The sequence below is a fragment of the Homoserinimonas aerilata genome (assembly GCF_006716125.1).
In the GTDB taxonomy this organism is placed as follows: Bacteria; Actinomycetota; Actinomycetes; order Actinomycetales; family Microbacteriaceae; genus Homoserinimonas; species Homoserinimonas aerilata.
Genome location: NZ_VFOM01000001.1, coordinates 1483692 through 1509819 on the forward strand (window position 1 = coordinate 1483692; position 26128 = coordinate 1509819).

At 66.0% G+C, this 26128-nt stretch carries 28 protein-coding genes; 3 read left to right on the top strand and 25 right to left on the bottom strand.

Going from position 1 to position 26128, the window contains the following annotated elements:
* Positions 1 to 11: 11 nt before the first annotated feature.
* From FB562_RS07015 to infC, 18 genes are all read right to left on the bottom strand, one after another.
* Complete coding sequence (locus FB562_RS07015) at positions 12 to 752, bottom strand: ABC transporter ATP-binding protein (RefSeq protein ID WP_141880451.1); 741 nt, start codon at positions 750 to 752, stop codon at positions 12 to 14.
* A gap of 56 nt (positions 753 to 808) precedes the next feature.
* Entirely contained in the window at positions 809 to 1426 is a 618-nt protein-coding gene (locus FB562_RS07020; protein WP_141880452.1) for a DNA-3-methyladenine glycosylase, read from the bottom strand.
* Positions 1427 to 1489: 63 nt separating this feature from the next.
* Positions 1490 to 2932, bottom strand: coding sequence for an argininosuccinate lyase (gene argH, locus FB562_RS07025; protein WP_141880453.1), 1443 nt, complete (start codon positions 2930 to 2932; stop codon positions 1490 to 1492).
* Positions 2925 to 3899 (bottom strand): ornithine carbamoyltransferase, encoded by a 975-nt coding sequence (gene argF / locus FB562_RS07030; protein WP_141880454.1) that lies wholly within the window; start codon positions 3897 to 3899, stop codon positions 2925 to 2927. The genes argH and argF overlap by 8 nt, the downstream gene beginning before the upstream one ends.
* Positions 3896 to 5083 carry an acetylornithine transaminase gene (locus FB562_RS07035; protein WP_281284314.1) on the bottom strand — a complete coding sequence of 396 codons (1188 nt, stop codon included), beginning with the start codon at positions 5081 to 5083 and terminating at the stop codon, positions 3896 to 3898. Before FB562_RS07035 ends, argF begins: the two co-directional genes overlap by 4 nt.
* Positions 5083 to 6045: an acetylglutamate kinase gene (argB, locus tag FB562_RS07040; protein ID WP_141880455.1), complete on the bottom strand. Its 963-nt coding sequence runs from the start codon at positions 6043 to 6045 to the stop codon at positions 5083 to 5085. Before argB ends, FB562_RS07035 begins: the two co-directional genes overlap by 1 nt.
* Positions 6045 to 7196: a bifunctional glutamate N-acetyltransferase/amino-acid acetyltransferase ArgJ gene (argJ, locus tag FB562_RS07045; protein WP_141880456.1), complete on the bottom strand. Its 1152-nt coding sequence runs from the start codon at positions 7194 to 7196 to the stop codon at positions 6045 to 6047. The genes argB and argJ overlap by 1 nt, the downstream gene beginning before the upstream one ends.
* A complete protein-coding gene (gene argC, locus FB562_RS07050) occupies positions 7193 to 8239 on the bottom strand; it encodes an N-acetyl-gamma-glutamyl-phosphate reductase (RefSeq protein ID WP_141880457.1) in 1047 nt (348 codons plus the stop codon). Before argC ends, argJ begins: the two co-directional genes overlap by 4 nt.
* 250 nt (positions 8240 to 8489) lie before the next feature.
* Positions 8490 to 10985 carry a phenylalanine--tRNA ligase subunit beta gene (gene pheT, locus FB562_RS07055; protein WP_141880458.1) on the bottom strand — a complete coding sequence of 832 codons (2496 nt, stop codon included), beginning with the start codon at positions 10983 to 10985 and terminating at the stop codon, positions 8490 to 8492.
* Entirely contained in the window at positions 10985 to 12022 is a 1038-nt protein-coding gene (pheS, locus tag FB562_RS07060; protein WP_141880459.1) for a phenylalanine--tRNA ligase subunit alpha, read from the bottom strand. The genes pheT and pheS overlap by 1 nt, the downstream gene beginning before the upstream one ends.
* Before the next feature lie 20 nt (positions 12023 to 12042).
* A complete protein-coding gene (locus tag FB562_RS07065) occupies positions 12043 to 12957 on the bottom strand; it encodes an amino acid ABC transporter permease (RefSeq protein WP_141880460.1) in 915 nt (304 codons plus the stop codon).
* On the bottom strand, positions 12954 to 13601 hold the full coding sequence (locus tag FB562_RS07070; RefSeq protein ID WP_141880461.1) for an amino acid ABC transporter permease: 648 nt from the start codon (positions 13599 to 13601) through the stop codon (positions 12954 to 12956). Before FB562_RS07070 ends, FB562_RS07065 begins: the two co-directional genes overlap by 4 nt.
* A gap of 77 nt (positions 13602 to 13678) precedes the next feature.
* Positions 13679 to 14557, bottom strand: coding sequence for a glutamate ABC transporter substrate-binding protein (locus FB562_RS07075; RefSeq protein ID WP_141880462.1), 879 nt, complete (start codon positions 14555 to 14557; stop codon positions 13679 to 13681).
* Between the two features lie 35 nt (positions 14558 to 14592).
* Positions 14593 to 15312, bottom strand: a complete 720-nt coding sequence (locus FB562_RS07080; RefSeq protein ID WP_221625392.1) for an amino acid ABC transporter ATP-binding protein — start codon at positions 15310 to 15312, stop codon at positions 14593 to 14595.
* Between the two features lie 184 nt (positions 15313 to 15496).
* Positions 15497 to 16315: a TrmH family RNA methyltransferase gene (locus FB562_RS07085; protein WP_141880464.1), complete on the bottom strand. Its 819-nt coding sequence runs from the start codon at positions 16313 to 16315 to the stop codon at positions 15497 to 15499.
* Between the two features lie 28 nt (positions 16316 to 16343).
* Positions 16344 to 16730 carry a 50S ribosomal protein L20 gene (rplT, locus tag FB562_RS07090; protein ID WP_141880465.1) on the bottom strand — a complete coding sequence of 129 codons (387 nt, stop codon included), beginning with the start codon at positions 16728 to 16730 and terminating at the stop codon, positions 16344 to 16346.
* Positions 16731 to 16771: 41 nt separating this feature from the next.
* Positions 16772 to 16975: a 50S ribosomal protein L35 gene (gene rpmI / locus FB562_RS07095; RefSeq protein ID WP_141880466.1), complete on the bottom strand. Its 204-nt coding sequence runs from the start codon at positions 16973 to 16975 to the stop codon at positions 16772 to 16774.
* Between the two features lie 62 nt (positions 16976 to 17037).
* A complete protein-coding gene (gene infC / locus FB562_RS07100; RefSeq protein WP_221625393.1) occupies positions 17038 to 17682 on the bottom strand; it encodes a translation initiation factor IF-3 in 645 nt (214 codons plus the stop codon).
* 280 nt (positions 17683 to 17962) lie between these two features.
* Between infC and FB562_RS07105 the strand changes: the two genes are divergently transcribed.
* Positions 17963 to 18340 carry a DUF1844 domain-containing protein gene (locus FB562_RS07105; protein ID WP_141880468.1) on the top strand — a complete coding sequence of 126 codons (378 nt, stop codon included), beginning with the start codon at positions 17963 to 17965 and terminating at the stop codon, positions 18338 to 18340.
* Between the two features lie 90 nt (positions 18341 to 18430).
* Here FB562_RS07105 and FB562_RS07110 read toward each other — a convergent pair whose 3' ends face one another.
* The 6 genes from FB562_RS07110 to FB562_RS07135 form a co-directional block, all read right to left on the bottom strand.
* A complete protein-coding gene (locus FB562_RS07110; RefSeq protein ID WP_141880469.1) occupies positions 18431 to 19240 on the bottom strand; it encodes an SseB family protein in 810 nt (269 codons plus the stop codon).
* On the bottom strand, positions 19240 to 19989 hold the full coding sequence (gene priA / locus FB562_RS07115) for a bifunctional 1-(5-phosphoribosyl)-5-((5-phosphoribosylamino)methylideneamino)imidazole-4-carboxamide isomerase/phosphoribosylanthranilate isomerase PriA (RefSeq protein WP_141880470.1): 750 nt from the start codon (positions 19987 to 19989) through the stop codon (positions 19240 to 19242). Before priA ends, FB562_RS07110 begins: the two co-directional genes overlap by 1 nt.
* 100 nt (positions 19990 to 20089) lie before the next feature.
* Positions 20090 to 20722 carry an imidazole glycerol phosphate synthase subunit HisH gene (hisH, locus tag FB562_RS07120; protein WP_141880471.1) on the bottom strand — a complete coding sequence of 211 codons (633 nt, stop codon included), beginning with the start codon at positions 20720 to 20722 and terminating at the stop codon, positions 20090 to 20092.
* Between the two features lie 16 nt (positions 20723 to 20738).
* Complete coding sequence (gene hisB, locus FB562_RS07125; RefSeq protein WP_141880472.1) at positions 20739 to 21362, bottom strand: imidazoleglycerol-phosphate dehydratase HisB; 624 nt, start codon at positions 21360 to 21362, stop codon at positions 20739 to 20741.
* A gap of 82 nt (positions 21363 to 21444) precedes the next feature.
* On the bottom strand, positions 21445 to 22524 hold the full coding sequence (locus FB562_RS07130; RefSeq protein WP_141880473.1) for a histidinol-phosphate transaminase: 1080 nt from the start codon (positions 22522 to 22524) through the stop codon (positions 21445 to 21447).
* Positions 22525 to 22557: 33 nt separating this feature from the next.
* The gene (locus FB562_RS07135) at positions 22558 to 22959 is read right to left on the bottom strand and encodes a LysM peptidoglycan-binding domain-containing protein (RefSeq protein WP_246081376.1); all 402 of its coding nucleotides are present in this window, start codon (positions 22957 to 22959) and stop codon (positions 22558 to 22560) included.
* A 286-nt stretch (positions 22960 to 23245) separates the two neighbouring features.
* On the opposite strand from FB562_RS07135, the gene lexA reads away from it, so the two are divergent.
* On the top strand, positions 23246 to 23923 hold the full coding sequence (lexA, locus tag FB562_RS07140) for a transcriptional repressor LexA (RefSeq protein ID WP_141880474.1): 678 nt from the start codon (positions 23246 to 23248) through the stop codon (positions 23921 to 23923).
* A 13-nt stretch (positions 23924 to 23936) separates the two neighbouring features.
* On the opposite strand, the gene hflX is transcribed toward lexA, so the two are convergent.
* Positions 23937 to 25466, bottom strand: coding sequence for a GTPase HflX (hflX, locus tag FB562_RS07145; protein ID WP_141880475.1), 1530 nt, complete (start codon positions 25464 to 25466; stop codon positions 23937 to 23939).
* 42 nt (positions 25467 to 25508) lie between these two features.
* Here hflX and FB562_RS07150 point away from each other — a divergent pair, with 42 nt between their 5' ends.
* The gene (locus FB562_RS07150) at positions 25509 to 26117 is read left to right on the top strand and encodes a class I SAM-dependent methyltransferase (RefSeq protein ID WP_141880476.1); all 609 of its coding nucleotides are present in this window, start codon (positions 25509 to 25511) and stop codon (positions 26115 to 26117) included.
* Positions 26118 to 26128 lie beyond the last annotated feature (11 nt).

Consider the following 26128-nt stretch of genomic DNA (forward strand, 5'->3'; position numbering starts at 1 on the left):
GGTGAGGGCGCTCATGAACGGGCCGCCGCATCCGTCGTCACTGCACTCGCATCAGACACGTGCTCGATCCGGCCGTCCCTGAGGCGGATGATGCGCGAACAGCGGGCCGCCACCTGCTCGTCATGGGTCACCACGACCAATGCGCGACTGCCATCAGCGGCAACACCGAGCAGCGCCGTCATCACCTCGAAAGAAGTGACGGAATCAAGAGCGCCGGTCGGCTCATCGGCGAAGACGATCGTGGCGCCCGTCACCTGCGCGCGAGCGATCGCCACACGCTGCGCCTGACCGCCGGAGAGCTCGCCGATACGGCGGCGCTCCAGACCCGCAAGCCCGAGAGCGGCAAGCCAGCTCGTGGCCTGCGCCTCCGCGGCAGCCCGAGGCTGCCCCGCGAGCAGCAATGGCAACGCGGCATTCTCCACAACTGTCAACTCGGGAATCAGGAGCCCCTGCTGGAACACGAAACCGAACTCCTCACGCCGAAGACGAGACCGCTCGGCCTCCCCCAATGCGCTCACGTTCACGGGGATCGGGCCGGTCGCGACGGTCACCTCCCCGCTCGTCGGCGTGATGATGCCGGCGAGCACATGCAGCAGGCTCGTCTTGCCTGACCCCGACGGCCCCATGATGGCGACAGACTCCCCCGGCTGGACAGCGAGACTCACCCCATCGAGGGCGGGCGTCTCGGCATAGCGAACGCTGATTCGAGACGCAGTGAGAAGAGGTGTTGATTCGGAGGCAGAAATGTTCATGCCACCAGCCTCGCCACAGGAGGAACGCCGCACATCGGCCAGGAGATGCAGTCAGCTCATCCCAGCGATGTATTCCTCCGCTTCGGCACATGCCGCTTGTAAGGCGACACCGTGGGGTCGCCCGGAATCAAGAAGCGCCACGGGAAATCATCCGTGCCACCTGCGCCGGACACGCCCGTGCGTGCGCTCGTCTCGTAAGGCGACGGCTGGCGTGCAAGCTCGAGCCGCACACGCGACGACGCGAGATCCGCTCCCCCATCGGCCAACGTGATGCCCAGCGCCACACACAGGCGCCCCGGCCCGCGGGCGAGATCCGCATCCACGCGCGAACTTGCACGACGAGACCTGGCCACCTCGACACCCTCAACGATCTCGCCGGCGCGCAGCAGACATCCGGATGCCGTGCCCTCCGTCGCGCAGACCACATTCGCGCACGTGTGCATGCCGTAGGTGAAATACGTGTACAGATGCCCCGCCTCGCCGAACATCACCGCGTTACGTGCCGTGCGGCCACGAAACGCGTGCGAACCCGGATCCTGCGCGCCGTGATACGCCTCCACCTCGGAGATGCGCAGCACCACCCTGCCCTCAGGAGAATCGACGCTCAGCAAGGAACCCAGCAGGAGCGGGGCGACCTCTACCGCGGGGAGGGAGAGAGCTTCGCGGTCGAACACTTTGGGGCTCCTTGGTTTCGATACGGCCGCGGGCGGCCTGCTCAACCCGCGGAGGGGTGCCGCTCAGCCCGCGGAGGGGGCCAGTGCACGGATGCGCTCCGTGAGCTGGGCGAGCTGCTCGGCGACGCGCACCGGAGCAGTGCCGCCGACGCCATCCCGGCTCGAGATCGCTCCCTCCACCGAGAGAACAGCGCGCACGCCACCCGTCAGCCGGGCGTCGATCGCGGCATACTCCTCATCGCTCGGCTCATGCAGCTCCATCCCATGCCGCTCACAGAAGGCGACCAGCGCGCCGCTGATCTCGTGCGCCTCACGGAACGGCACCCGCTGCTTCACCAGCCACTCCGCAACATCCGTCGCCAAGGAGAAACCCTGCGGGGCCAGCTCCGCCATCCGCTCCGTGTTGAAGCGCAGCGTCGCCACCATTCCGGTGAACGCGGGGAGGAGCACCTCCAGCGTCACCACCGAATCGAAGACCGGCTCCTTGTCCTCCTGCAGGTCGCGGTTGTAAGCGAGCGGAAGACCCTTCAACGTCGCCAGAAGCCCAGAAAGATTGCCGATCAGGCGCCCCGCCTTGCCCCGCGCCAGCTCGGCGATGTCAGGGTTCTTCTTCTGCGGCATGATCGACGACCCCGTCGAATAACCGTCATCGAGCGTGACGAAATCGAACTCGCGGGTGTTCCAGAGGATGATCTCCTCCGCGAAACGCGACAGATTCACCCCGACCATCGACAGGATGAACGCGAACTCTGCGACCACGTCACGGCTCGCCGTCGCGTCGATCGAATTCTCCGACGGCCCTGCGAGACCCAGCTCGGATGCCACGAGGGCCGGGTCGAGACGCAGCGAGCTGCCCGCAAGCGCGCCAGAACCATACGGCGACGCCGACGCCCGCACGGACCAGTCACGCAGGCGCTCCAGATCACGCACGAGCGGCCACGCGTGGGCCAGCAGATGATGGGCCAGCAGAACCGGCTGGGCGTGCTGCAGATGGGTACGACCCGGCATGACCGCGGCCGGATGCGCATCCGCCTGCGCAGCGATCGCATCGACCAACTGCACCAGCAGATGCGAGATCGCGCGCCCGTGGTCGAGAAGATAGAGGCGGATGAGCGTGGCGATCTGATCGTTGCGGCTGCGACCGGCGCGCAGCTTGCCGCCCAGCTCAGGCCCCGCGATCGCGATCAGGTGCCGCTCCAGCGCACCGTGGACATCCTCATCGGACTCCTCCGCAATGATCTCGCCGGACTCGACAGCCGCGCCGAGCGCGGCCAGGGCGTCGAGCATCCGAGGCAACTCGTCTGCGTCGAGATAACCCGCAGCGGCGAGCGCCTTGGCATGCGCCCGCGAACCGGCCAGATCGTAGGAAGCCAGCTGCCAGTCGAAATGCGTCGACCTGCTCAGCCGTGCGAGCTCGGGTGACGGACCGCCGCTGAAGCGGGCGCCCCAGAGCGAACCCTCATTGGTGCCTCCGGCGTGCCCGGACCCTGCCTGCCGCTCAGCCATCGACGACCACACTCCCCGCGCCAGCACGCAACTCGGCCAGCGCATCCGATCTCTCCAAGAGCCAGACGAGCAGCGCCTTCTGCGCGTGCAACCTGTTCTCCGACTCGTCCCAGATGACACTCTGCGGGCCGTCGATCACATCGGCGGTCACCTCATAGCCGCGATCAGCGGGGAGGCAGTGCATGAACAGTGCATCCGGCTTGGCGAGTGACATCAGCTCGGCATCGACCCGGTAAGCGCCGAGCGAGGAGACGCGCTCCGCCTTCTCGGCCTCCTTGCCCATCGACACCCAGGTGTCCGTCACAACCACGTCGCTTCCGGCGACGGCCTCGTTCGGGTCGGTGAAGAGCGTCACCGAGCCTCCCGTCTTCGCGGCGATCGCATCCGCATCCGCGACAACGGCATCGGCCGGCGCGTAGCCGATCGGCGACGCGACGCGGACGTGCATCCCCGCTGTCGCACCGGCAAGCAGATACGACTGTGCCATGTTGCAGGCGCCGTCACCCAGGAACGTCACCGTCTGACCGGCGAGCTCACCCCTGTGCTCGCGAATGGTGAGCAGATCGGCGAGCAGCTGGCAGGGATGGAAATCGTCGGAGAGCGCGTTGACCACCGGCACCCTCGTGCCCGCAGCCATCTCCTCGAGCCCCGACTGGGCATAGGTGCGCCACACGATCGCAGCGACCAGACGCTCCATCACCCGAGCCGTGTCGGAGGCGGTCTCCTTGCCCCCGAGCTGACTGCTCGCAGTGCTGATGATGAGCGGGACACCGCCGAGATCGGCGATGCCCACCGCGAAGGAGACGCGGGTGCGCGTTGACGACTTGTCGAAGATGACCGCCACCGTCTGCGGGCCCTCAAGCGGACGCGTCTGGAAACGGTCCTTCTTCAGGGCCAGTGCGAGCTCGAGGATCTCGGACTGCTCCGCCTGGTTGATGTCGTCGTCCCGAAGGAAATGCCGGGTCATACGACCGCCTCCAGCGCCTTCTGGAAGAGCGCCTCGAACTCGGTGAGCTCCTGCTCGCCCACGATCAGAGGCGGCGCGATGCGGATGCTGGACTCGTTCGCGGCATTCACGATCAGGCCGGCCTCCAACGCAGCGGCAGCAACCCTGCCCGCGACGGGCTCCGTGAGACCGACGCCGATGAGCAGGCCGCGACCGCGCACCTCCGCGACCAGCGGCGACTCCATCGAGGTGATGATCTCGCGCAACTGATTGCCACGCAGAACAGCGTTGTCGATGAGATCGGCACGCTCGATCTCAGCGATCACCGCGTTGGCTGCAGCCGTCACGAGCGGATTGCCACCGAAGGTGCTGCCATGGCTGCCCCTGTGGAAGAGATCGGATGCGCCACCGAAGGTCACGAGGGCGCTGAGCGGGAGACCGCCGGCGATCCCCTTCGCAATGGCCACCGCATCCGGGGTAATGCCGAACTGCTGGTATGTGAACCAGGTGCCGGTGCGGCCGACACCCGTCTGGATCTCGTCGAGGATCAGCAGCGCACCATGCTCCTGCGTCAGCTCGCGGGCGCGCACGACGAAGCCCTCTGGCAGGTCGACGACGCCGGCCTCGCCCTTGATCGGCTCGAACACGACAGCAGCAACGGTGTCGTCGATCGTCGCCTCGAGTGCCTCGACCGTCGCCTCGATGTGCTCGACGCCACTCAACAGCGGCACGAAGGGATCACGGATGGCCGCCTTGCCCGTCAGAGACAGCGCCCCCATGGTTCTGCCGTGGAAGGAGTTCGTGAGGGCGATGATGCGGGTGCGGCGTCCGCCGTCGTTGTTGAGACGCGCCAGCTTGAATGCCGCCTCCATGGCCTCCGCGCCCGAATTGCCGAAGTACACCCGGCCGGCGGCACCCGCGCCGGTGATGCGGCGCAGCTTCTCGGCCAGCTCGAGCTGCGGAGGCGTGGCGAAGTAGTTCGACACGTGCGCGAGGGTGGAGATCTGGCTCGTCACGGCGTCGACGATCGCCGGATGTGCATGGCCGAGCGAGTTCACCGCAATGCCCGCAAGGAAGTCGAGGTATCGCTTACCGTCGACGCCCCAGACGTGGCAGCCCTCGCCGCGCTCGAGCATCGCCAACGGCGTCGCATGGGAGCCCATCATGGCCTCACCGAATCTGCTGACCCACTTCTGATCTTCCACTACTGTGCCTTTGCGTCTGGTACTGAAACGGATGGTGATGGTTCGAGGAGTGAGGCATCCGGCACGACCTCCGTGCCGATACCGGTGCCCCTGAAGATCTCGAGCAGGATCGAATGCGGGATCCGCCCGTCGATGATGGCGGCCTTGTCGACCCCGCCGTTGACGGCCTCGAGGCAGGCACCGATCTTGGGGATCATCCCCGACTCCAGTGACGGAAGCAGCTCCTCAAGCTCCGAGACGGTGATTCGGGAAACGAGCGAGTCACGGTCGGGCCAGTCGGCGTAGAGACCCGTGACGTCGGTGAGCACCACGAGCTTGGCCGCACCCAGCGCAACAGCGACCGCGGCAGCGGCCGAGTCGGCATTCACATTGAGCAGCTGACCCGGCACATCGCCATCCGGCGCGACCGACGAGACCACGGGGATGCGACCGGCATCGAGCAGACCATGCAGGATGGCCGGATCGACTCCGACGACCTCGCCGACAAGACCCAGGTCGACCTCCTCGCCGTCGACGACCGTGCCCCGGCGCCGACCGCGGAACATGCCCTCGGTCTCTCCCGAGAGCGCCTGCGCCAGCGATTCCCCGCCGGAGGCATGCTCGTCGATCAGCTGGACCAGCTCGTGGCTCACCTGCGTCGTGAGCACCTCACGCACGACGTCGATCGCCTCCGGGCTCGTCACGCGCAGGCCACCACGGAATTCGCTGTGGATGCCACGGCGCTTCAGCTCCGCCGAGATCTGCGGCCCACCGCCGTGCACCACGACAGGGCGGATGCCCACATGGTGCAGGTAGACCATGTCCTCAGCGAATGCCCGCTTGAGATCGTCGTCGACCATCGCGTTGCCGCCGAACTTCACGACGATCACACGCCCCCGGAACCGTTTCAGCCAGGGCAGAGACTCGATGAGCGTGGCCGCGCGCAGCGCATTCAGCTCCTGGGGCTCCTGTGACGTGGCCATCAGCTGGAGTACGCGCTGTTCTCATGCACATAATCGTGCGTGAGGTCGTTGGTGAAGATCGTCGCGGCCGCCGCGCCCACCTTCAGATCGATGGCCAGATGCACGGCGCGCGGCGTAAGGTCCACCAGCTCGCGGGGCTGGTCGGGCTCGCCCGCATGGCAGACCCTCACACCGTTCATGCTCACATCGACCTCATAGGGGTCGAAGGCCGCCGCAGTGGTGCCGATCGCAGACAGCACACGGCCCCAGTTGGGGTCGTTACCGAACACGGCCGCCTTGAAGAGGTTGTTGCGGGCGACCGAGCGGCCCACCTCGACGGCGTCCTCCTCCGTCTCGGCCCCGACGACCTCGATCGTGATGTCGTGGCTGGCGCCCTCGGCATCCGACATCAACTGCATCGCGAGGTTCGTGCACAGCTCGGTGAGAGACTCTGTGAACTCGTTCACCTCCGGCCGGATACCGGATGCCCCGGATGCCATGAGCGTGACATGGTCGTTCGTCGACATGCAGCCATCCGAATCGAGCCTGTCGAAGCTGACCCTCGTCGCCGAGCGCAGGGCCGCATCGAGCTCGGCAGGTTCGAGAACCGCATCCGTCGTGATGACGACGAGCATGGTGGCGAGGCCCGGTGCGAGCATTCCGGCACCCTTGGCCATGCCGCCGATGGTCCAGCCGCCCGTGTTGACCACCGCCGTCTTGGGCCTGGTGTCGGTGGTCATGATCGCCCGGGAGGCATCCGCCCCACCATTCGCGCTGAGCGCGCCCGCCGCCGCCGAGACGCCGGCCAGCACGCGGTCACGGTCAAGCTGCTCGCCGATGAGGCCGGTCGAGCAGACGAGAACGTCACCCGCCGAGACGCTCAATTCTGCGGCGACCTGCTCCGCCGTGGCGTGCGTCGTCTGGAAGCCCTGAGAACCGGTGAAGCAGTTCGCGCCGCCCGAGTTGAGCACGACCGCGGACACCGTGCCATCGGCGATCACCTGCTGCGACCACAGGATCGGATTGGCCTTCGCCCTGTTGGAGGTGAACACCGCGGCCGCAGCCTGCAGCGGCCCGCGATTGACGACGAGGGCGAGATCGAGCCCGCCCGAATTCTTGAGCCCGGCCTCGACGCCGGCCGCCTCGAAACCTGATGCCGCTGTCACGCTCATGGCGCCACCCCGTCCTGTACGAGCCCCATACTCTCGGGCAGTCCGAGCGCGATGTTCATCGACTGCACCGCCGCTCCCGCAGTGCCCTTGACGAGATTGTCGATCGCGCTGATCACGACGAGGCGGCCGGCCGCCTCGTCGACGGCGAGACCCACGAGTGCCGTGTTGGCGCCCAGCACATCGGCCGTCTTCGGGAATGACCCCTCAGGCAGCAGCTGGACGAAAGGCTCGCCCGCATAGGCCTCCTCCCAGGCCGCACGGACCTGGGCAGCCGTCACGCCGGGCTCGAGCACAGCCGTCGAGGTGGCGAGGATTCCCCGCGACATCGGCACGAGCACGGGAGTGAAGGAGACGCGGATGTCGCGGCCCCCCGCCACTGCGAGATTCTGCTGGATCTCAGGGATGTGCCGGTGTGTGCCGCCCACGGCATACGGCGCCGCCGAACCGTGGATCTCGCTGGCCAGCAGGTGAGGCTTCAGGCTCTTGCCCGCCCCAGACGTGCCGACCGCGAGGACCGCGACCAGATCATCCGCCCTGATCAGGCCGGTGCGGATGCCCGGGGCCAGACCCAATGTCACCGCCGTCACGTTGCAGCCCGGCACCGCGATGCGACGAGCGCCCACAAGATTCTGCCGCTGCATGCCGCCGTCGGCGAGCAGCAGCTCGGGCATGCCGTACTCCCAGGCACCGAAGAATTCGCCGCCGTAGAACCGCTCCCAGTCGGCCTCGCTCGTGAGCCTGTGGTCGGCACCGCAGTCGATGACGATCGTGTCATCACCCAGATGGGAGGTCAGCTCACCGGATTTGCCGTGCGGCAGGGCGACGAAGACGACGTCGTGGCCCGCGAGATTCTCGGGGACCGTCTCGACGAGCGTGAGGCCCGAGAGCGAGCGCAGATGCGGTTGCACCGCCGTCAGAGGCTGACCCGCATTCGAATGGGCTGTGACTGTTGAGATGGTGATCTCGGGGTGGCCGGCCAAGATCCGAAGGATCTCGCCACCCGCGTAGCCGCTTGCTCCGGCAACGGCAACGGAAAAAGACATGTCTCTACCTTAAATCAGGAATGGGATGGAACGGGCAGAGGCGGCGACGCGGCGACACTGATGGATCAGCGAGGCGACGTCGCCGAGAGTCGGCGCACGCGGAACAGCTCAAGGCGACGCTCGCCGAGCACAGAACCGCGGGTGATGTCCACGGGAACACTGTATAGCCTCCCGCGATGTCGCGGCGAATCAGAACGGCCGCGTGTCGGAGCCCCGAGAACGGAGAACCGACACGCGACCACTGTTCGGACTACTCGCGCAGCGTCGCACCGAAACGCTCGGCAGCGACGGCCAGCCCCGCAAGCTTCGCCTCGGATGCCTCGGCTGCGGTCAGGGTGCGATCCGGCGCCCTGAACCGCAGGGCGAAGGTCAGCGACCTGCTGCCCTCCGGAACACCGGAGCCGCGGTAGTCGTCGACGAGGTGGATGTGCTCCAGCAGCTCGCCCGCGCCCTGGCGGACCGCTGCGAGAACGTCGTCGGCCGGAACATCCGCCGACACGACCGTGGAGAGATCCTGCGTTGCGGCCGGATAGGAGGAGAGCGGAATCGCGACCACCTCGCGGCGGCCATGCTCGATGAGCGCATCGAGATCCAGCTCGAGCACCGCGACCATGCGCGGCAGGTCGAGATCGTCGGCGAGCGACGGCAGCAACTCCCCTGCTGTGCCGACGACCGCGTCGCCGGCATAGAACTCGGCCGTGCGGCCCGGGTGGAGCGCCGGGTGGTTGCCCTGCTCCACTCGGAGTTCAACGGCAACGGATGCTGCGAGCTGCTGGGCCGCAGAGATGGCGTCGGCGAGCGACGACGGAACCGCAGCCTGGCCCGGCTGGCGGGAGACCCTGTCACCAAGGAACAGCGCCCCGACATGCCACGGCTGCGGCGGGATGCTCTCGTCGAGTTCGGCCAGTCGCCCCTCCCCCGGATGCTCGTTGCCCACCGGCAGCGGGCCGCTGCCGTAGACGACGCCACGGCGAGGCAGGAACACCGTTCCCACCTCGAAGAGGGCAAGCTCGGTGAGCCCGCGCGACAGGTTGCGGCGCGCCGTGTCAATGAGACCCGGCAGGAGCGTGCGGCGCATCAGCGGCGCCTCCGCGTCGAGCGCGTTGGCGAGCCTGATCGCGGGCGCATCGCCCGAGAAGCGCGCATGGGATGCAGCGGACACGAACGGGTACGACTGCACCTCGGTGAGGCCGTTGGCCGCGAGCATGTTCGCCGCCGCACGGCGCAGCTTCTGCGCACGAGCCAGACCACGCCCCGGAGGCGCGACGGGCAGAACAGAGGGGATGCGGTCGTAACCGATGATGCGGGCGACCTCCTCGACGAGCGTCGGCTCATCGGTGAGGTCGGGGCGCCAGCTCGGCGGCGTGACCTCGAGACCCCCGTCGACGGTGCGCACGGAGGCGCCGATGGCCTCGAGGGCGAAGCGAGCCTCCTCGTCGGTGTAGTCCGCACCCATCAGTGAATTCACGAAACCATGGCGCAGCACGATCGGCTGCGGGGTGGGCGGCGTCACCAGGCTGGACCCCAGCTCGTCGAGCGTTCCGCCGGCGAGCTCCACGAGCAGCTGCGCGACACGGGCCGCGGCAGCCTCCGCCACGAGCGGGTCGACGCCGCGCTCGAAGCGCTTGGACGCCTCGCTCGGCAGCTTGTGGCGTCGGGCGGTGCGCGCGATGGAGACCGGCGAGAAGTTCGCCGCCTCGATGAGCACATTCGTCGTCGCATCCGTGATCTCGGTCGTCGCGCCACCCATGACACCGGCAAGGCCGATCGGGCCGGACTCATCAGCGATGAGAAGATCCTCGCTGTTGAGCTTGCGCTTCTGGGCGTCGAGCGTGACGAGCTGCTCGCCCTCCGAGGCGCGGCGCACCGTGATGCCGCCGCTGAGCCTGTCGAGGTCGTATCCGTGGATGGGCTGACCGAGCTCGAACATGACGTAGTTGGTCACATCGACCGGCAGCGAGAGCGAGCGGATGCCCGCGAGGCGTAGACGGGTCGCCATCCAGGCGGGCGTCGGCCGCGTCGCGTCTATGCCGCGCACGACCCTCGTGACGAAGACGGATGCCCCGACAACACCGCGCACAGGAGCCCCGTCGTCGATCGTGACGGGGAATCCGCTGTGCGGAGCCTGCACGAGTTCAGCAAGGGCGGGGTCGAACGCGGGGTCGCGGAGCGCCGCCCCTGAGGAGTTCGCGTACTCGCGTGCGATACCGCGGATGGAGAACGCGTAGCCGCGATCCGGGGTCACATTGACCTCGACCGAGTAGTCGTCGAGGCCGAGCAGCGCGATCGCGTCGGTGCCGGGCTCCGGGTCGAGGCCGATCTCGGTGAGGCGCAGGATGCCGTCATGCTCGTCGCCGAGGCCCAGCTCGCGGGCGGAGGCGATCATGCCGTCACTGACATGCCCATAGGTCTTACGGGCCGAGATGGGGAACGGCCCGGGCAGCACAGCACCGGGAAGGGACACGACGACCTTGTCGCCGACGAGGAAGTTGTGTGCGCCGCAGACGATCCCGCGAGGCTCCGCCTCCCCCACATCGACCTGACACCAGCGGATCGTCTTGCCGTTCGACTGCGGCTCGTCGACGAACTCCAGAACTGTCCCGACGACGATGGGCCCGCTCAGCTCAGACGCGTGAATGGCCTCCTCTTCGAGCCCGACACGCACAAGGACCGCCTGGATGCTCTCTGCCGTGGCATCGGCGGGGACGTCGACGAACTCGCGAAGCCACGAGATGGGGACGCGCATCAGACCACCATTCCAAACTGCTGCGAGAAGCGGATGTCGCCCTCGACCATGTCACGCATGTCATTCATCTCGTTGCGGAACTGGAGCGTGCGCTCGATGCCCATGCCGAAGGCGAATCCCTGATACTCCTCGGGGTCGATGCCGGCCGCTCGCAGCAGGTTGCGATTGACCATGCCGCATCCGCCCCACTCGACCCAGCGGGCGCCGCCCTTGGCGTTCGGCTGCCACACGTCCATCTCGGCGCTCGGCTCGGTGAACGGAAAGTAGTTGGGGCGCAGGCGAATCTTCGCCTCCTCGCCGAACATGGCCCGCGCAAGATGCTCGAGCGTGCCGCGCAGGTGCGCCATCGTGAGACCCCGATCGATCGCGATGCCCTCGATCTGGTTGAAGACGGGGGTGTGCGTCGCGTCGAGCTCGTCACTGCGGTAGACGCGGCCCGGCGCCACGATGTACACGGGGAGCGGCCGGTCGAGGAGCGAACGGATCTGCACGGGTGAGGTGTGCGTGCGCAGCAGCAGATGCGAGTCGACGGGGTCTACGAAGAAGGTGTCCTGCGTGGCCCGCGCCGGGTGGTCCTCATCGAAGTTCAGGGCGTCGAAGTTGAACCACTCGTTCTCGAGCTCCGGCCCCTCCGCCACCTCCCAGCCCATGCCGACGAAGATGTCAGCCATCTCCTCCATGAGAAGGGTGAGCGGATGCCGTGCTCCGGCAGTCCAGCGCGTCGCGACGGCCGTGACATCGACCGATTCTGCGGCGAGCCTCGCGGTCTCCTCCGCAGCCGAGACCTCCTCCTCTGCGGCGGCGAAGGCCTGATTCACGCGCCCGCGCGCCTGGCCGACGAGCTTGCCGAGAGCAGCCTTCTGCTCGTTCGGGACGCTGCGCAGCGACGCGTTCAGCGTCGCGAGCGGAGAGCCCTCGGCGAGGTGCGCCGAGCGCACCGCCCTCAGGCCTGCGGTGTCGTCAGCAGCGGAGATCGCCGCAAGCGCGGCATCCACCGCCTCGGCGACGCTGTCTTCTGTGATGAGGGGCTCTGACACAAGGGTCAAGTTTAGTCGAGTTAGTTCGGGTGCCCGCTGCCCCAGCTGGATTCTGCGGCAGCCTTCACCCCATCGGGCCCATCGAGCACCGTCGGCGTCTCCGGGCCGGTCTTGCCGAGCTTCGGGCCGCTCCTGCGCGCGACGAATCGCGCGACCCAGGAGAGGATCAGGTTCATCACCAGATAGATCGCGAGAGCCACGAAGAAGAGCGAGAACATGTAGCGGTTGCCGACATAGTTCGCGATGTAGGTCGTCGTCGTGCGCAGCAACTCCGGGTAGCCGACGATGTAGGCGAGCGCCGTGTCCTTGAGGAGGACCACGAGCTGCGCGATGATGATCGGCAACATCTGGCGGAACGCCTGAGGGAACTCGATGATGAACCGCGTGCGCAGTCTCGTCAGCCCCAACGCGAGTCCACTCTCGCGTTGCCCCGCCGGGAGGGCCTGGATTCCCGCACGGAGGGCCTCTCCGATGATCGCCCCGTTGTAGATGGCGAGGGCCGAGGTCCCGGCCCAGAAAGGCTCAACCCCCAGCACGAGCAGGATGAAGAGGATCATCAGCAGCACGGGCATCCCGCGGAAGAACTCGAGCAGGACGGTCGAGGGCAGTCGGATCCACCGCGAGTTGGCAGAACGCCCGAACGAGAACAGGATCCCGACGATGATCGCGAACACCGCCGCAACCCCCGCCATCCGAAGCGTCGCCAACAGACCCTCGCCGATGAGGCGCCAGATCTGCACATCGAGGAAGATGTCCCAGCGACTGCCATCAAGCAGCCCGGGCGACTCGGCACCATTGGGGAGAACTCGCGGAGCAGCCAGCCCCATCACGAGAGCAACAAGCCCACCGACGATCGCGATCACGCCGACGATCGAGATGATGAGAGACCGACGACGGGCGCGCGGCCCCGGAGCGTCATAGAGGACTGAGGTCATCGGAGCACCGCCAACTTCTTCTCGATACGACCCGCGGTAAAGCCGAGCGGAATCGTGATCACAAGATAGAGCACGGCCGCCGCGAGCAGGATCGGGATGACGGCATCGCCCCTCTCATTCGCGGCGGTCCGTGCCACAGCGAAGATCTCAACCACGAAGAAAGCGCCGGCGACCGACGTGTTCTTCGTCAAGGCGATGAAGACGTTGATGAGCGGAGGAATCACCATCCGGAATGCCTGGGGCATGACGACGAGCGTCAACACCTGCCCGAAGGGAAGCCCGATGCTACGCGCCGCCTCGGCCTGCCCGACCGCAACGCCGTTGATTCCGGAGCGGAGGGCCTCAGCCACGAAAGGCGAGGTGTAGGCCGTGAGACCGATGAGCGCAAGCGGGTAGTACCCCGGGTTGAACTGGAGGTATGGGAGCACAGAAGCGCAGAAGAACAGGGTGAGCGTGAGCGGGATGTTGCGAAACAGCTCGGTGTAGGCGGTTGCGAAGGCACGAAACGACGCCACAGGCGAGATCCGCATCGCCGCGATCACCGCTCCGATCACGAGCGCGCCCAGCCCCGCAAAGGCCAGCAGGCTCAAGGTGACGAGAAAGGCCTCGCCGAACTCCGGCAGAAACTGGACTATTGCGTCCACAGGCCGATCCTCCTTCGCATCATGGTTTTTCGACTACCGGGTGGGTGGCCCCAAGAGGGGCCACCCACCACAGTTGATCAGTAGCGGTCGACAGCCGGGGGCGTCGGCGTGGCAAGAACCTTGCCCGCGGTCGACTCCCAAGCCTTTGCCCAGCGGCCATCCTCGTAAGAGGCCTCGAGCGTGTCGTTGATGAACGTGCGGAACGCGTCGTCACCCTTCTTCAGACCGATGCCGTAGGGCTCGGCCGTGAACGTCTGATCCAGAACCTCGAACTCGCCCTCGTTCTGGTCTGCGAGACCCGCGAGGATCACGTTGTCGGTCGTGACAGCCGAAACCTCACCGTTGCGCAGCGGCTCCAGGCACGCGGAATAGGTCTCCGCCTGGAGGACGTTCGAGGTGTACTCGCTGATGTTCTTCAGCGACGTCGAACCGGTGACCGTGCAGACCGCGAGGTTCGGGTCGTTCTTGAAACTGTCGACGTTCTCAATACCGTCAGGGTTGCCCGCAAGCACGAGGAAGTCCTGACCGGCCTCGTAGTACGGTCCGGCGAAGTCAACGACCTCCTTGCGAGTGTCATTGATCGTGTAGGTCGCGATCACGAGGTCAACCTGGCCGCTCTCGATGAAGGGCTCGCGGTTGGCCGAGACAGTCTCAACCCACTTGATTCCCTCAGGCGCGATGCCGAGCTCAGCCGCGATCATCTTGCCGATCTCGACATCGAAACCCTCCGGCCCGGACGGTCCCGTCAGCCCGAAGAGTGGCTGGTCGAACTTCGTGCCAATGGTGATGGCGCCCGCATCGCTGACCTTCGCCATCGTCGTGCCAGCCTCGAACTCTGCGCCGGTGTTGACATCCGGGGCATCCGTGCCAGGTGTTCCGCTGTCGGAACAGCCGGCAAGTGCGAGCACGCCGACCAAGGCCACCGCGCCCATCATCAGACCCTTGTTGAGTCGCATGATTCCTCCTTGTTGCTGTGTTACTCGCCCACTGGTCAGTGGTCGAGGATCTTCGAGAGGAAGTCCTTCGCTCTCGGAGACTGGGGGTTCGTGAAGAAGGACTCCGGGTCCGACTCCTCGACGATCTCGCCATCCGCCATGAAGACGACCCGGTCGGCCGCCTTACGGGCGAAGCCCATCTCGTGCGTGACCACGATCATCGTCATGCCCTCGGAGGCGAGCTGCACCATGACGTCGAGCACCTCATTGATCATCTCCGGGTCGAGCGCACTCGTCGGCTCATCAAAGAGCATGACCTTCGGCTTCATCGCCAGAGCGCGGGCGATCGCCACACGCTGCTGCTGCCCACCAGAGAGCTGCGACGGCATCTTGTCGGCCTGCACGCCGATACCGACCCGATCGAGCAGCGCACGGGCATCCTTCTGGGCATCTGCCTTGGAACGCCCGCGGACCTTGATCGGACCGAGCGTCACATTCTGCAGGATCGTCTTGTGCGCAAAAAGGTTGAAGGACTGGAAGACCATGCCGACATCCGCCCGCAGAGCGGCGAGCTGCTTGCCCTCCTCGGGCAGTTTCTTGCCGTCGATGCGGATCTCACCGGACGTGATCGTCTCGAGGCGATTGATCGTGCGGCAGAGCGTCGACTTGCCTGAACCCGACGGGCCGATCACCACGACGACCTCGCCCTTGTTCACGGTGAGGTTGATGTTCTTGAGCGCCTGAAAATCGCCATAGAACTTCTCGACATTTTCCATGACGACGAGGGGCTCACCCCGTGCCGCCTGGATGGGGTTGCTCCGCGTCTCAAAATGCGGGAGCTGAGTCTCCGCAACATCATCGTTCGGGGTCATGGATCAAACCTAGTGGGCGAATGTTGCCTGCGCATTTCACAAGGCACCCGAACGGGTGGCGTGTTATCGATTCGTGACCGCCGCGAGACTACGCAGAACGGTGGGCGAACGCGCTCTCATACAGGCAGACGGATGCCGCCGTCGCCAGATTCATCGACTCCGCATGCCCGTAGATGGGCACCGTGATCGCACGATCAGCCAGAGCCAGATGCTCGTCACTCAGCCCGCGGGCCTCATTGCCGAACAGCCACGCCGTCGGCGCATCCAGCAGACCAGACGTGCGCGCAGCCAGCAGATCATCACCCTTGATGTCAGCGGCGAGCACCTGCAGGCCCGCCGCACTCACCCGCTCCCTCAGCGAAGACAACTCCGCACCGACCGCCACCGGAACATGGAACAGCGAGCCCGTCGTCGAGCGCACCACCTTGGGGTTGTAGACATCGACCGTGCGGCCGCTGAAGATCACGCCGTCGGCCCCCGCAGCATCCGCAGCCCGGATGATCGTTCCCGCATTGCCGGGATCACGAACCTCCTCGAGGATCACGATCAGCCTGGGGCCAGCACCATCCCCGCGAGGGGCCAGCATCTCCTTCACCGAGACCGGGAACTGATGACAGACCGCGACAACACCCTGAGGCGTCACCGTGTCTGCCATCGCCTCAAGCACATGCTCGGTGACGAACTCGACATCGACGCCCGCCTCGACGGCAGCCTGCGCGAGATCCGGATACCGCTCCAAAGCCGTCGGCGTCGCAAACAACTCGATGACCAGCTCAGGGCGAAACGCCAGAGCCTCACTCACCGCCTGCGGGCCCTCCAAAAGAAAGAGCCCGGTCTGGGACCGGGCGTCTCTCTTGCGAAGTTTCGCGACGCCGCGCACACGAGGTGAGCGCGGGTTGTCAAGCATGGCCCAAGTCTAGGCCGTCAGGAGCTACTTAGGCAGACACCTTGGGCGCCGAAGTGTCGGCAGGCAGCGCGGCCTTGGCGGTCGCGACAATAGCCGCGAACGTCTTCGGGTCGGTCACGGCCAGGTCGGCCAGGATGCGACGGTCGACCTGCACGCCAGCCAGGTTCAGACCCTGGATGAAGCGGTTGTAGGTGAGGCCGTTCGCACGCGACGCGGCGTTGATGCGCTGGATCCAGAGGCGACGGAAGTCACCCTTGCGGGCACGACGGTCACGGTACGCGTAGACGAGCGAGTGGGTGACCTGCTCCTTCGCCTTGCGGTAGAGACGCGAACGCTGGCCGCGGTAACCGCTGGCACGCTCGAGGATGACCCGACGCTTCTTGTGGGCGTTGACAGCCCGCTTTACTCTTGCCATTTTGCTTCTACTTCCTTAACGTTTCAGAGTTCTTCAGCGGCTCAGCGGCCGGCTTTGCCGAGAAGGCGCTTGATGACCTTCGCGTCCTGCGGTGCCAGCACCTGGTCGGAGTTCAGACGGCGCTTACGCTGGCCCGACTTCACCTCGAGGTTGTGGCGCATACCCGCCTGCTGCTTCATGACCTTGCCGCTTCCGGTGACCTTGAAACGCTTCTTAGCCCCTGAGTGGCTCTTCTGCTTAGGCATTTCTCTCCTTGTTCACTGTCGTACTGCTTGGCGCCCCCGCGGACGCAAGACTGTTGTGGCCGCTACTCGGCCGGGGACTCTGCCGGCTGCTCTGCACCCGGCTCGGCGCTGGAAGACGACTTCGCCGCCGTCTTACGGGCATCCGACTCCGCCTTGGCCTCCGCCTTCGTGCGAAGCGGCCCGATGACCATGACCATGTTGCGGCCATCGATCATAGGGGTCGACTCGACCGAACCGAACTCCGCGACATCCTCCGCAAAACGCTGCAGCAGGCGAACGCCCTGCTCGGGGCGCGACTGCTCACGACCGCGGAACAGGATCATGGCCTTGACCTTGTCGCCCTGCTTGAGGAAGCCCTCAGCGCGCTTGCGCTTGGTCTCGTAGTCGTGCTTGTCGATCTTGAGACGGAAACGAACCTCCTTGAGGATCGTGTTCGTCTGATTGCGCTTGGCCTCCTTGGCCTTCTGCGCGGTTTCGTACTTGAACTTGCCGAAATCCATGATCTTTGCGACAGGCGGCTTGGAATTGGGAGCAACCTCAACCAAATCCAGGTCGGCCTCTTGGGCAAGACGGATCGCCTCTTCGATACGGACGACGCCAACCTGCTCGCCCCCGGGGCCAACGAGACGAACCTCGGGAACACGGATTCGGTCATTCGTTCTGGGATCGCTGATGCGGTGCTCCTCTATAGATCGTCGCTTCGCAATGAAGCACTACCTGCCTGGCCTTCGGCGGATGCCGTGGCGACGAGAGGAGAGAAATCGCACCGGAAGCAACCCCGATCAGAGAATCGGGACACCCGGCACGGCGCCCTTGAAACTACCTCAGCACACTCGCGTGCGCGTCGGCGGGGTGCCAACAACCCGGTAACCTTTAAGTGCCAAACAACAACACAGGCGGTCAAGCGCGGGTGGGAGAATCTCCACTTTCGTATCTGGAACCATCACAGGTCCCAGAGCCCGGACGAGTCTATCAGAGGAAAGCTTCATGAGCGATACCGAGCACAATCACGTATTCACCGACTCCCCCGCGGAGTCACCCGAGACGGATGCGGCCCGCGATATCAGCGAAGTACCGGCCATCGAAATCATCAACACGGTAGCCGTGCACCTGCTCAGCGCCGCCGCAGTCAAATGCGGCCTCGCCGACGACCCCGAGAACGAACTCGACCTCGACGAAGCACGCAAACTCATCAACGCCCTCGCCGGCCTCATCACCGCGGCGGCACCCGACCTCTCCGACTCACACGCGCGACCGCTGCGCGACGGCCTGCGCTCGGTGCAACTCGCCTTCCGCGAAGCATCATCCATTCCGGATGCGCCGGGCAAAGGGCCAGGAGAGAAGCTCACAGGCTCGGTCGTCTGAACCGGTAGGTGGGTTGCTCGCAGGTCAGGTTTCGAGACGGCCTCGTTCCTCGGCCTCCTCAACCCGCGGGGGACGATCGCTCCTCGGTCCTCAACCCGCGGGGGTTGGGCGGAGTTTGACCGCCAGGGAGTCGACGCGTTCCGCGATCGTGGTGCTGGAGGCCCAGCGCTGCTGGACCCGAGCCAGAAGCGCGTCGAGGGTGGCCTGATCGAGGCCCGGGGCCAGAGTGAGCGTCACCACGAGCTCGGGGCCCAGCAGACGGGCATCCGGATCTCCCTGCGACAGAACGAGCTGCGCGACAAGCGGCTCGGATGCGATCGACGCCTCGAACTCGGCGACAACCTCTGGATCAGAATGGCTCGGCACCCACGGCAGCGACTGCGCGATCGCCCAGAGCGCGGGTCGGCGCACCACGAACTCCGAAGGAGACGTCGGGTCGAGCACCACCAGATCGGTGCCCTCATCGGCAGCAGCCAACGCCACGCGCACCGCATCGACGGGGACAGGCCGTGCCATCGGATTCCAGCGCTGCATCGCCTCGACCGAGCCGAACACAGGCATCACATTGCGGCCATCCGGCCCCGCCACCGTCACGATCGACAGCTCCGCGCTCTTGTCAACCACGACGCCGTGCTCATTGACGCCGGACTCCCCCAGCTGCGCCACCAGCGGCACCAGCAGCCGGCACTCGCGCAGAGCGTCGACGACCTCGACAGCATCCGTCTGGCCAGCCCTGAAGCGGTCCAGCGCCGAACTCAGCCCCTCGGGCGCGGAGCCGTCATCCTCGGCGACCGCCGGATCGACCTCCTCGAAATGCCGCCCGGCCCACGGACGCCCCGCGGAATCCGCCAGCCTCGTCGAGACCGGAACGCCATCGTGCTTCGAATCGCCGTCGTGCATCAGTCGCTGGCGACGTCCAACGCCTCGGCCAGCGTGAAGGCCTTGTTGTAGAGCGCCTTGCCGACGATCGCGCCCTCCAGCCCGAGCGGCACAAGCTCGCGCAGGGCAACCAGATCGTCAAGGTTCGAGATGCCACCGGAGGCGATCACCGGGCGCGGCGTGTGGTCGAGCACCTGCCGCAGCAGCTCGACGTTCGGGCCCTGCATCGTGCCATCCTTCGTCACATCAGTGACGACGTAGCGCGCACAGCCAGCCTCCTCCAGTCGATCCATGACCGACCAGAGATCACCCGCATCCTTCGTCCATCCCCGCGTCGCGAGCGTCGTGCCGCGCACATCGAGGCCGACCGCGATCGCCTCACCGTACTCGGCGATCACATGGGCCGCCCACTCCGGGTTCTCGAGGGCTGCTGTGCCCAGGTTGAGACGCTTCGCCCCCGTCGCCAGGGCCGCCTCGAGCGACTCGTCGTCGCGGATGCCGCCAGAGAGTTCAATGTTGACGACGCCGCGCACCTGACGGATCACCTTCTTGATGACACCGTGGTTGTTGCCCCGGCCGAACGCGGCATCGAGGTCCACCAGGTGGATCCACTCGGCGCCCTGCGCAGCCCACTCCTCAGCGGCCGCCACAGGGTCGCCATAGCTGGTCTCGCTGCCGGCCTCCCCGCGGGTCAGCCGCACCGCCTTGCCATCCGAAACATCGACCGCCGGAAAAAGGGTGAGACCGGGGGTCTTGTTGAACTCGCTCATGAAGGGCTTTCTCGGCTGATCGCCGGGGACGCATACAGGTGAGGGCGCGAACGCGCTGAACAAGAAACAGATACTACCCGCGTTTGGACACGGCAGAGAATCAGAGGCTGCCGATCCAGTTCGAGAGCACGCGAATGCCCGGTGCCCCCGACTTCTCCGGGTGGAACTGGGTCGCCGACAGCGGGCCGTTCTCGACCGCCGCGAGGAAGCGCTCGCCATGCTCGGACCAGGTCAGAAGGGCAGGAGGAAACGGCGGCACGATGTCGAGCGTCCACTCATGCGCGGCGTAGGAGTGCACGAAGTAGAAGCGCTCGTCTTCGACTCCCTCGAACAGCACGGAACCGGCATCCGGCTGCACAGTGTTCCAGCCCATGTGCGGCACGACGGGGGCATCGAGCAGGCTCACGGTGCCCGGCCACTCGCCGAGACCCTCCGTACCCTGCCCGCGTTCGACACCGTGCTCGAACAGAACCTGCATTCCGACGCAGATGCCCATCACCGGTCGACCGCCGGCAAGGCGCCGCTCGATGAGTTCAGGACCGCCGACAGCGCGAAGCGCCTCCATGACCGCCGAGAACGCGCCGACCCCGGGAACCAGGAGGCCGTCCGCCTCGGCCACCCTGCGCCGATCGGCGGTCAACTCGACGTCTGCGCCCGCAAGTTCGAGCGCCTTGACCGCGGAGTGGACGTTGCCGCTGCCGTAGTCAAGGACGACGACCGACTTGCGCGTCACAGGAGAGCCCCCGACATCAGAGAGCGCCCTTCGTCGACGGGATGCCGGACACGCGGGAGTCGCGCTGGACCGCCGTGCGCATGGCACGGGCGAAAGCCTTGAACTCCGCCTCCGCGATGTGATGCGGGTCGCGACCGCCGAGCACCGTGATGTGCACCGTGAGCCCGGCATGGAACGTGATCGCCTCGAAGACATGACGCACCATCGAACCGGTGAAGTGGCCACCGATGAGGTGGAACTCGAAGCCCGCCGGCTCACCGCTGTGCACCAGGTACGGGCGGCCAGAGACATCAACAACTGCGCGGACGAGCGCCTCGTCGAGCGGGACGTGGGCGTCACCATAGCGCGAGATACCCGCCTTGTCGCCGAGCGCCTGAGCGATCGCCTTGCCGAGGACGATACCGATGTCTTCCACCGTGTGGTGCACGTCGATCTCGGTGTCGCCTGTCGCACGCACATCGAGATCGATGAGCGAGTGCTTGGAGAAGGCGGTCAGCATGTGATCGAAGAACGGCACCGACGTGGACACGTTCGAGGTGCCCGTGCCATCGAGGTTCACCGAGAGCTCGATGCTGGACTCGCTGGTCTCGCGGGACAGCCGGGCCGTCCTGCTCTGGGTCGAACTGCCGAGCTCTGACATGCCGGATCCTTAGGTCACTGGTCTGGGCGCACGGAGAACCCGAACGCGAGAAGGCGCGGGGCCTGGGCCCCTGAGGTCGAGTCTACCGAGTGGTGAGATCAGCGAGGGCGGCCAGGAAGGCACTCGTCTCCGCCTCCGTTCCCGCCGTCACGCGCAGGTGGTGCGGGATGCCGACATCGCGAATCAGGATGTCGCGCTCGAGGAGAGCCTCGAACAGCCCCTTCGGGTCATCGACACCGCCGAACAGCACGAAGTTGGATGCGCTGGGCAGCGGCGTGTAGCCAAGGGCAGCCAACTCGACCACGAGGCGGTCGCGCTGGGTGCGGATGTCATCGACCATGGCCAACATCTCGGGCGTGTGCTCGAGTGCAGCGACAGCCGCCGCCTGGGTGAGCGCCGACAGGTGGTATGGAAGCCGCACAAGACGAAGGGCGTCGGCGATGACCGGATCGGCCGCCAGATAGCCCACCCGGGCGCCCGCGAACGCGAACGCCTTGCTCATGGTGCGCGAAACGACCAGACGCTCCCGGCCCTCGAGCAGATCGAGGGCCGACGGCGCGCCATCGGGGGCGAACTCGGCGTAGGCCTCATCGACGACAACGATCCCGTCGCACGCGTCGTAGGCGGCGGCGATCGTCTCGAGCGAGAGGTGCGTGCCCGTCGGGTTGTTGGGCGAGCAGAGAAAGACGACATCGGGCTGGGTGCGACGGATCGACTCTACGACGGTCTGCGGGGAGATCTCGTAGCCGGCATCCCGCTCCCCCATCACCCACTGCGTGTCGGTGATCTCGGCGATGATCGAGTGCATCGAATAGCTCGGCGGAAAACCGAGCACCTTGCGCCCCGGACCGCCGAAGGCCAGCAGAAGCTGCTGGAGGATCTCGTTCGACCCATTGGCAGCCCAGATGTTCTCGGCCGTCAGCCCGTGGCCGACATAACCGGCGAGCCGTTCACGAAGCTCCGTGAACTCGCGATCAGGATAGCGATTGACCGACAGAATGGCCCGAGCCAACGACGTGACGATGTCATGCGCGACCGGCTCGGGGATCGGGTGCGTGTTCTCGTTGACGTTCAGCGCATAGCGCACATTGATCTGCGGAGCGCCGTACGGACTCTTGCCGCGAAGGCTGTCACGAAGGGGAAGGTCTGAAAGGGAAGCCACCGCTCAATCCTATTTCAGCCCGGCAGACCTCATTCAGCCGTTGACGTACATGGTCGGCACGGCGAGCTGCTGGCCGGGAACGACATCCGAACCCTTGAGGGTGTTGAAGCGGAGAAGCTGGGCGATGACCTCGCGGGGATCCTCACCGGGAGCGATCTCCTCGGCGATGCCCCAGAGCGAATCACCACCCGAGACCGTGACGTAGCTCAGCTCGGCTGGCCCCGATGCATCCGTGGCCGTCGCCATGCCGCCGTTGAGAGCAACGAAGAGTGCGATCACGACGAGCGGGAGTGCGGCGAGCGTCATGAGCACGCGGCGACCTCGCTGCGTGATCCGAAGGTGCGAAGCGGCGGCGCGGGGCGCGGCGGTCTCCGAAGCCTCGAACGATGCCGGGGCGACCCCGGTGAAATCCATGTCGACTGCTGAGGTGCTCATGTGATGCCTCTTCTCTTTCTTGAAACCCGCCCTCCGGAAGGAGGGTGAATCGAAAGGGGTAGAGCCGCATCCGATGTTCGGCCGGGAACATCGGATGCGAAGCTCTGTTCCGAACATATATTCGATTGTTCGAAAATGCAAGGCCCGATTCGAAACTCTGTGTCAGTGAAGCCGCGACACACTCGAACAGGTGTTTGCCTCCGGGAACGAAGGCGGATACAGTTTCGACTGTCGCGAGACACACACAATCAGGAGCCACCGACATTCGGTGCGACAGGAGCAGAAGATGGACGAGAAACCGTCGACACGAAGGCGTAAGAGCCTGAGTGAGAAGCAGCTGTCGATCCTGGAATTCATCCAGCGCACCGTGTCGTCGCGTGGCTACCCGCCGAGCATGCGCGAGATCGGCGACGCCGTCGGGCTCGCCTCCCTCTCCAGCGTCACCCACCAGCTCGGCCAGCTCGAGCTCAGCGGCTACATCCGTCGCGACCCCAACCGCCCGCGCGCCATCGAGATCCTCATCGATCTCCCCCAGTCCGAGCGCGGAGAGCCGGACGGTGAGGAGTACGCGCAGGCTGCACCCATCGGTGACGCAGCGATGGTGCCACTCGTGGGGCGTATCGCCGCCGGAATCCCCATCACGGCCGAACAGCAGGTCGAAGAGATCTTCCCGCTCCCCCGCCAGCTCGTCGGCAAGGGCGAACTCTTCATGCTCAAGGTCGTCGGCGAATCAATGATCGACGCCGCGATCTGCGACGGCGACTGGGTCGTCGTGCGTCAGCAGAAGACGGCCGAGAACGGCGAGATCGTCGCGGCGATGCTCGACGAGGAGGCCACCGTCAAGGTGTTCCGCCAGCGCGATGGGCACACCTGGCTGCTGCCGCGCAACAGCAACTTCGAGCCGATCCTCGGCGACTACGCCCAGATTCTCGGCAAGGTCGTCGCCGTACTGCGTTCCGTCTGAGACGCCGTTTCGTCTAGGACGCCCCTGCGGCGACGAACTCGCTGTACGTCGCAACATCCTGCTCACGCACGAGTGCGTGAACCCGGGTTCCCGCCTCCTCGTAGTCCGTCGACGTGATGATGCCGCGGCCATGGAGTGACGCCACGATGTCGCCACGGTCATAGGGCACCAGAAGCTCAACCTCGACCGACGGCGCCGGAAGAAGCTCCTCGATCCTCCGGAGCAGCTCCTCGACACCCTCACCCGAACGCGCCGAGACGAAGATGCCATCCGGCTGCAGACCACGGAGCAGCATCCGCTGATCCTCGTCTGCGAGGTCTGCCTTGTTGAAGGCCACGATCTCGGGGATGTCGCGTGCGCCCACCTCACCGATGACGTCACGCACCGTCGCCAGCTGGCTCGCCGGATCGGGGTGTGAGGCGTCGACGACATGCACAATGACATCCGACTCCGCCACCTCCTCGAGGGTCGAACGGAACGCCTCGACGAGCTGATGCGGCAGATTGCGCACGAACCCGACGGTGTCGACGAGGGTGTACCCGCGCCCGTCCGCCGTGACGGTCTTGCGCACCGTCGCATCAAGCGTCGCGAACAGCGCGTTCTCGACGAGAACACCGGCGCTCGTGATGCGATTGAGAAGACTCGACTTGCCCGCATTCGTGTAGCCGGTGATGGCCACGCTCGACACCTCGAAGCGATTGCGATTGGCACGCTTCGTCTCGCGGGCCGGCTTGAACTCCTTGATCTGCTTGCGCAGCTTGGACATCCGGGTGTGGATGTGACGCCGATCGAGCTCGATCTTCGTCTCACCGGGGCCACGGCTGCCCATACCCGCGCCGGCACCGCCGACCTGACCACCGGCCTGGCGCGACATCGACTCACCCCAACCACGCAGCCTCGGGAGGAGATACTCGAGCTGAGCGAGCTCCACCTGCGCCTTGCCCTCACGGCTCTTCGCATGCTGGCTGAAGATGTCGAGGATGACCGCCGTGCGGTCGATGACCTTCACATTGATGACATCCTCGAGCGCGCGACGCTGGCTCGGGGCGAGCTCGCCGTCGACGATGACCGTGTCGGCGCCCACGGCCGCAACCACCCCGCGCAGCTCCTGTGCCTTGCCCTTGCCGAAATAAGTGCTCGGATCGGGAGTGGCCCGCTTCTGCAGCAGGCCGTCGAGAACGACAGCGCCCGCCGTCTCCGCCAGCGCGAACAGCTCGCGCATGGAGTTCTCCGCCTCCTGCGCATTGCCCTGCGAATAGATGCCGATGAGCACGACCTGCTCCAGACGGAGCTGGCGATACTCGACCTCGGTGACGTCCTCCAGCTCGGTCGACAGCCCGGCGACACGACGCAGCGCCTCGCGGTCATCGCGATCGAGCTGGTCGCCATCCGAATCGACGGAGACGACGGCACCGTCGGACTGCAACGCCTGCGCGCGGCCGCTCGAGAAGATCGTGTAGCCGGCGGGACGCTGAGATGCGCTCGACAGGATGCGCTCGATGACGTCGTCGTCATTCGCGTCTTCTGCTTTAACTTCAGTCATTGGGTTAACCCTAGTTCCTTGGTATTGGGTAAGTTTCTCTGCATGGCCAATGAGCACTACTTCTCTTCACTTCCCGAGAGTGAGCTCAAACTTCGCCAGATCACCGTCACACTCGCGGGCCAGCCCTATGCACTGACCACCGCCGGCGGCGTCTTCAGCCCCGAGCGGCTCGACGCCGGAACACAGGTGCTGCTGTCGAACATGCCACCCGTTCCTCCCGGAGGGAATCTCCTTGATCTCGGCTGCGGATGGGGGCCCATCGCGCTGACCATGGCGATCGAATCGCCCCACGCCACCGTCTGGGCGGTCGATGTCAACGAGCGCTCGCTCGATCTGACCCGCCGCAACGCCGAGGCTCTCGGCCTCACCAACATCAACGCCGTGCTGCCCGAGGATGTTCCCGACGACGTGGACTTCATGACCATCCGCTCCAATCCGCCGATCCGCGTCGGCAAGGACGTGCTGCACGACATGCTCACGCACTGGCTGCCCCGACTGCAGCCATCGACGGACGCCTGGCTCGTCGTGCAGCGAAATCTGGGCTCTGACTCGCTGCACCGCTGGCTCGACGGCGCCCTCGCATCCGACTTCTCCGTGTCACGGGCAGCCACCAACAAGGGCTACCGCGTTCTGCGCGTCCGCAGGCGCTGACCTCGCCGCTC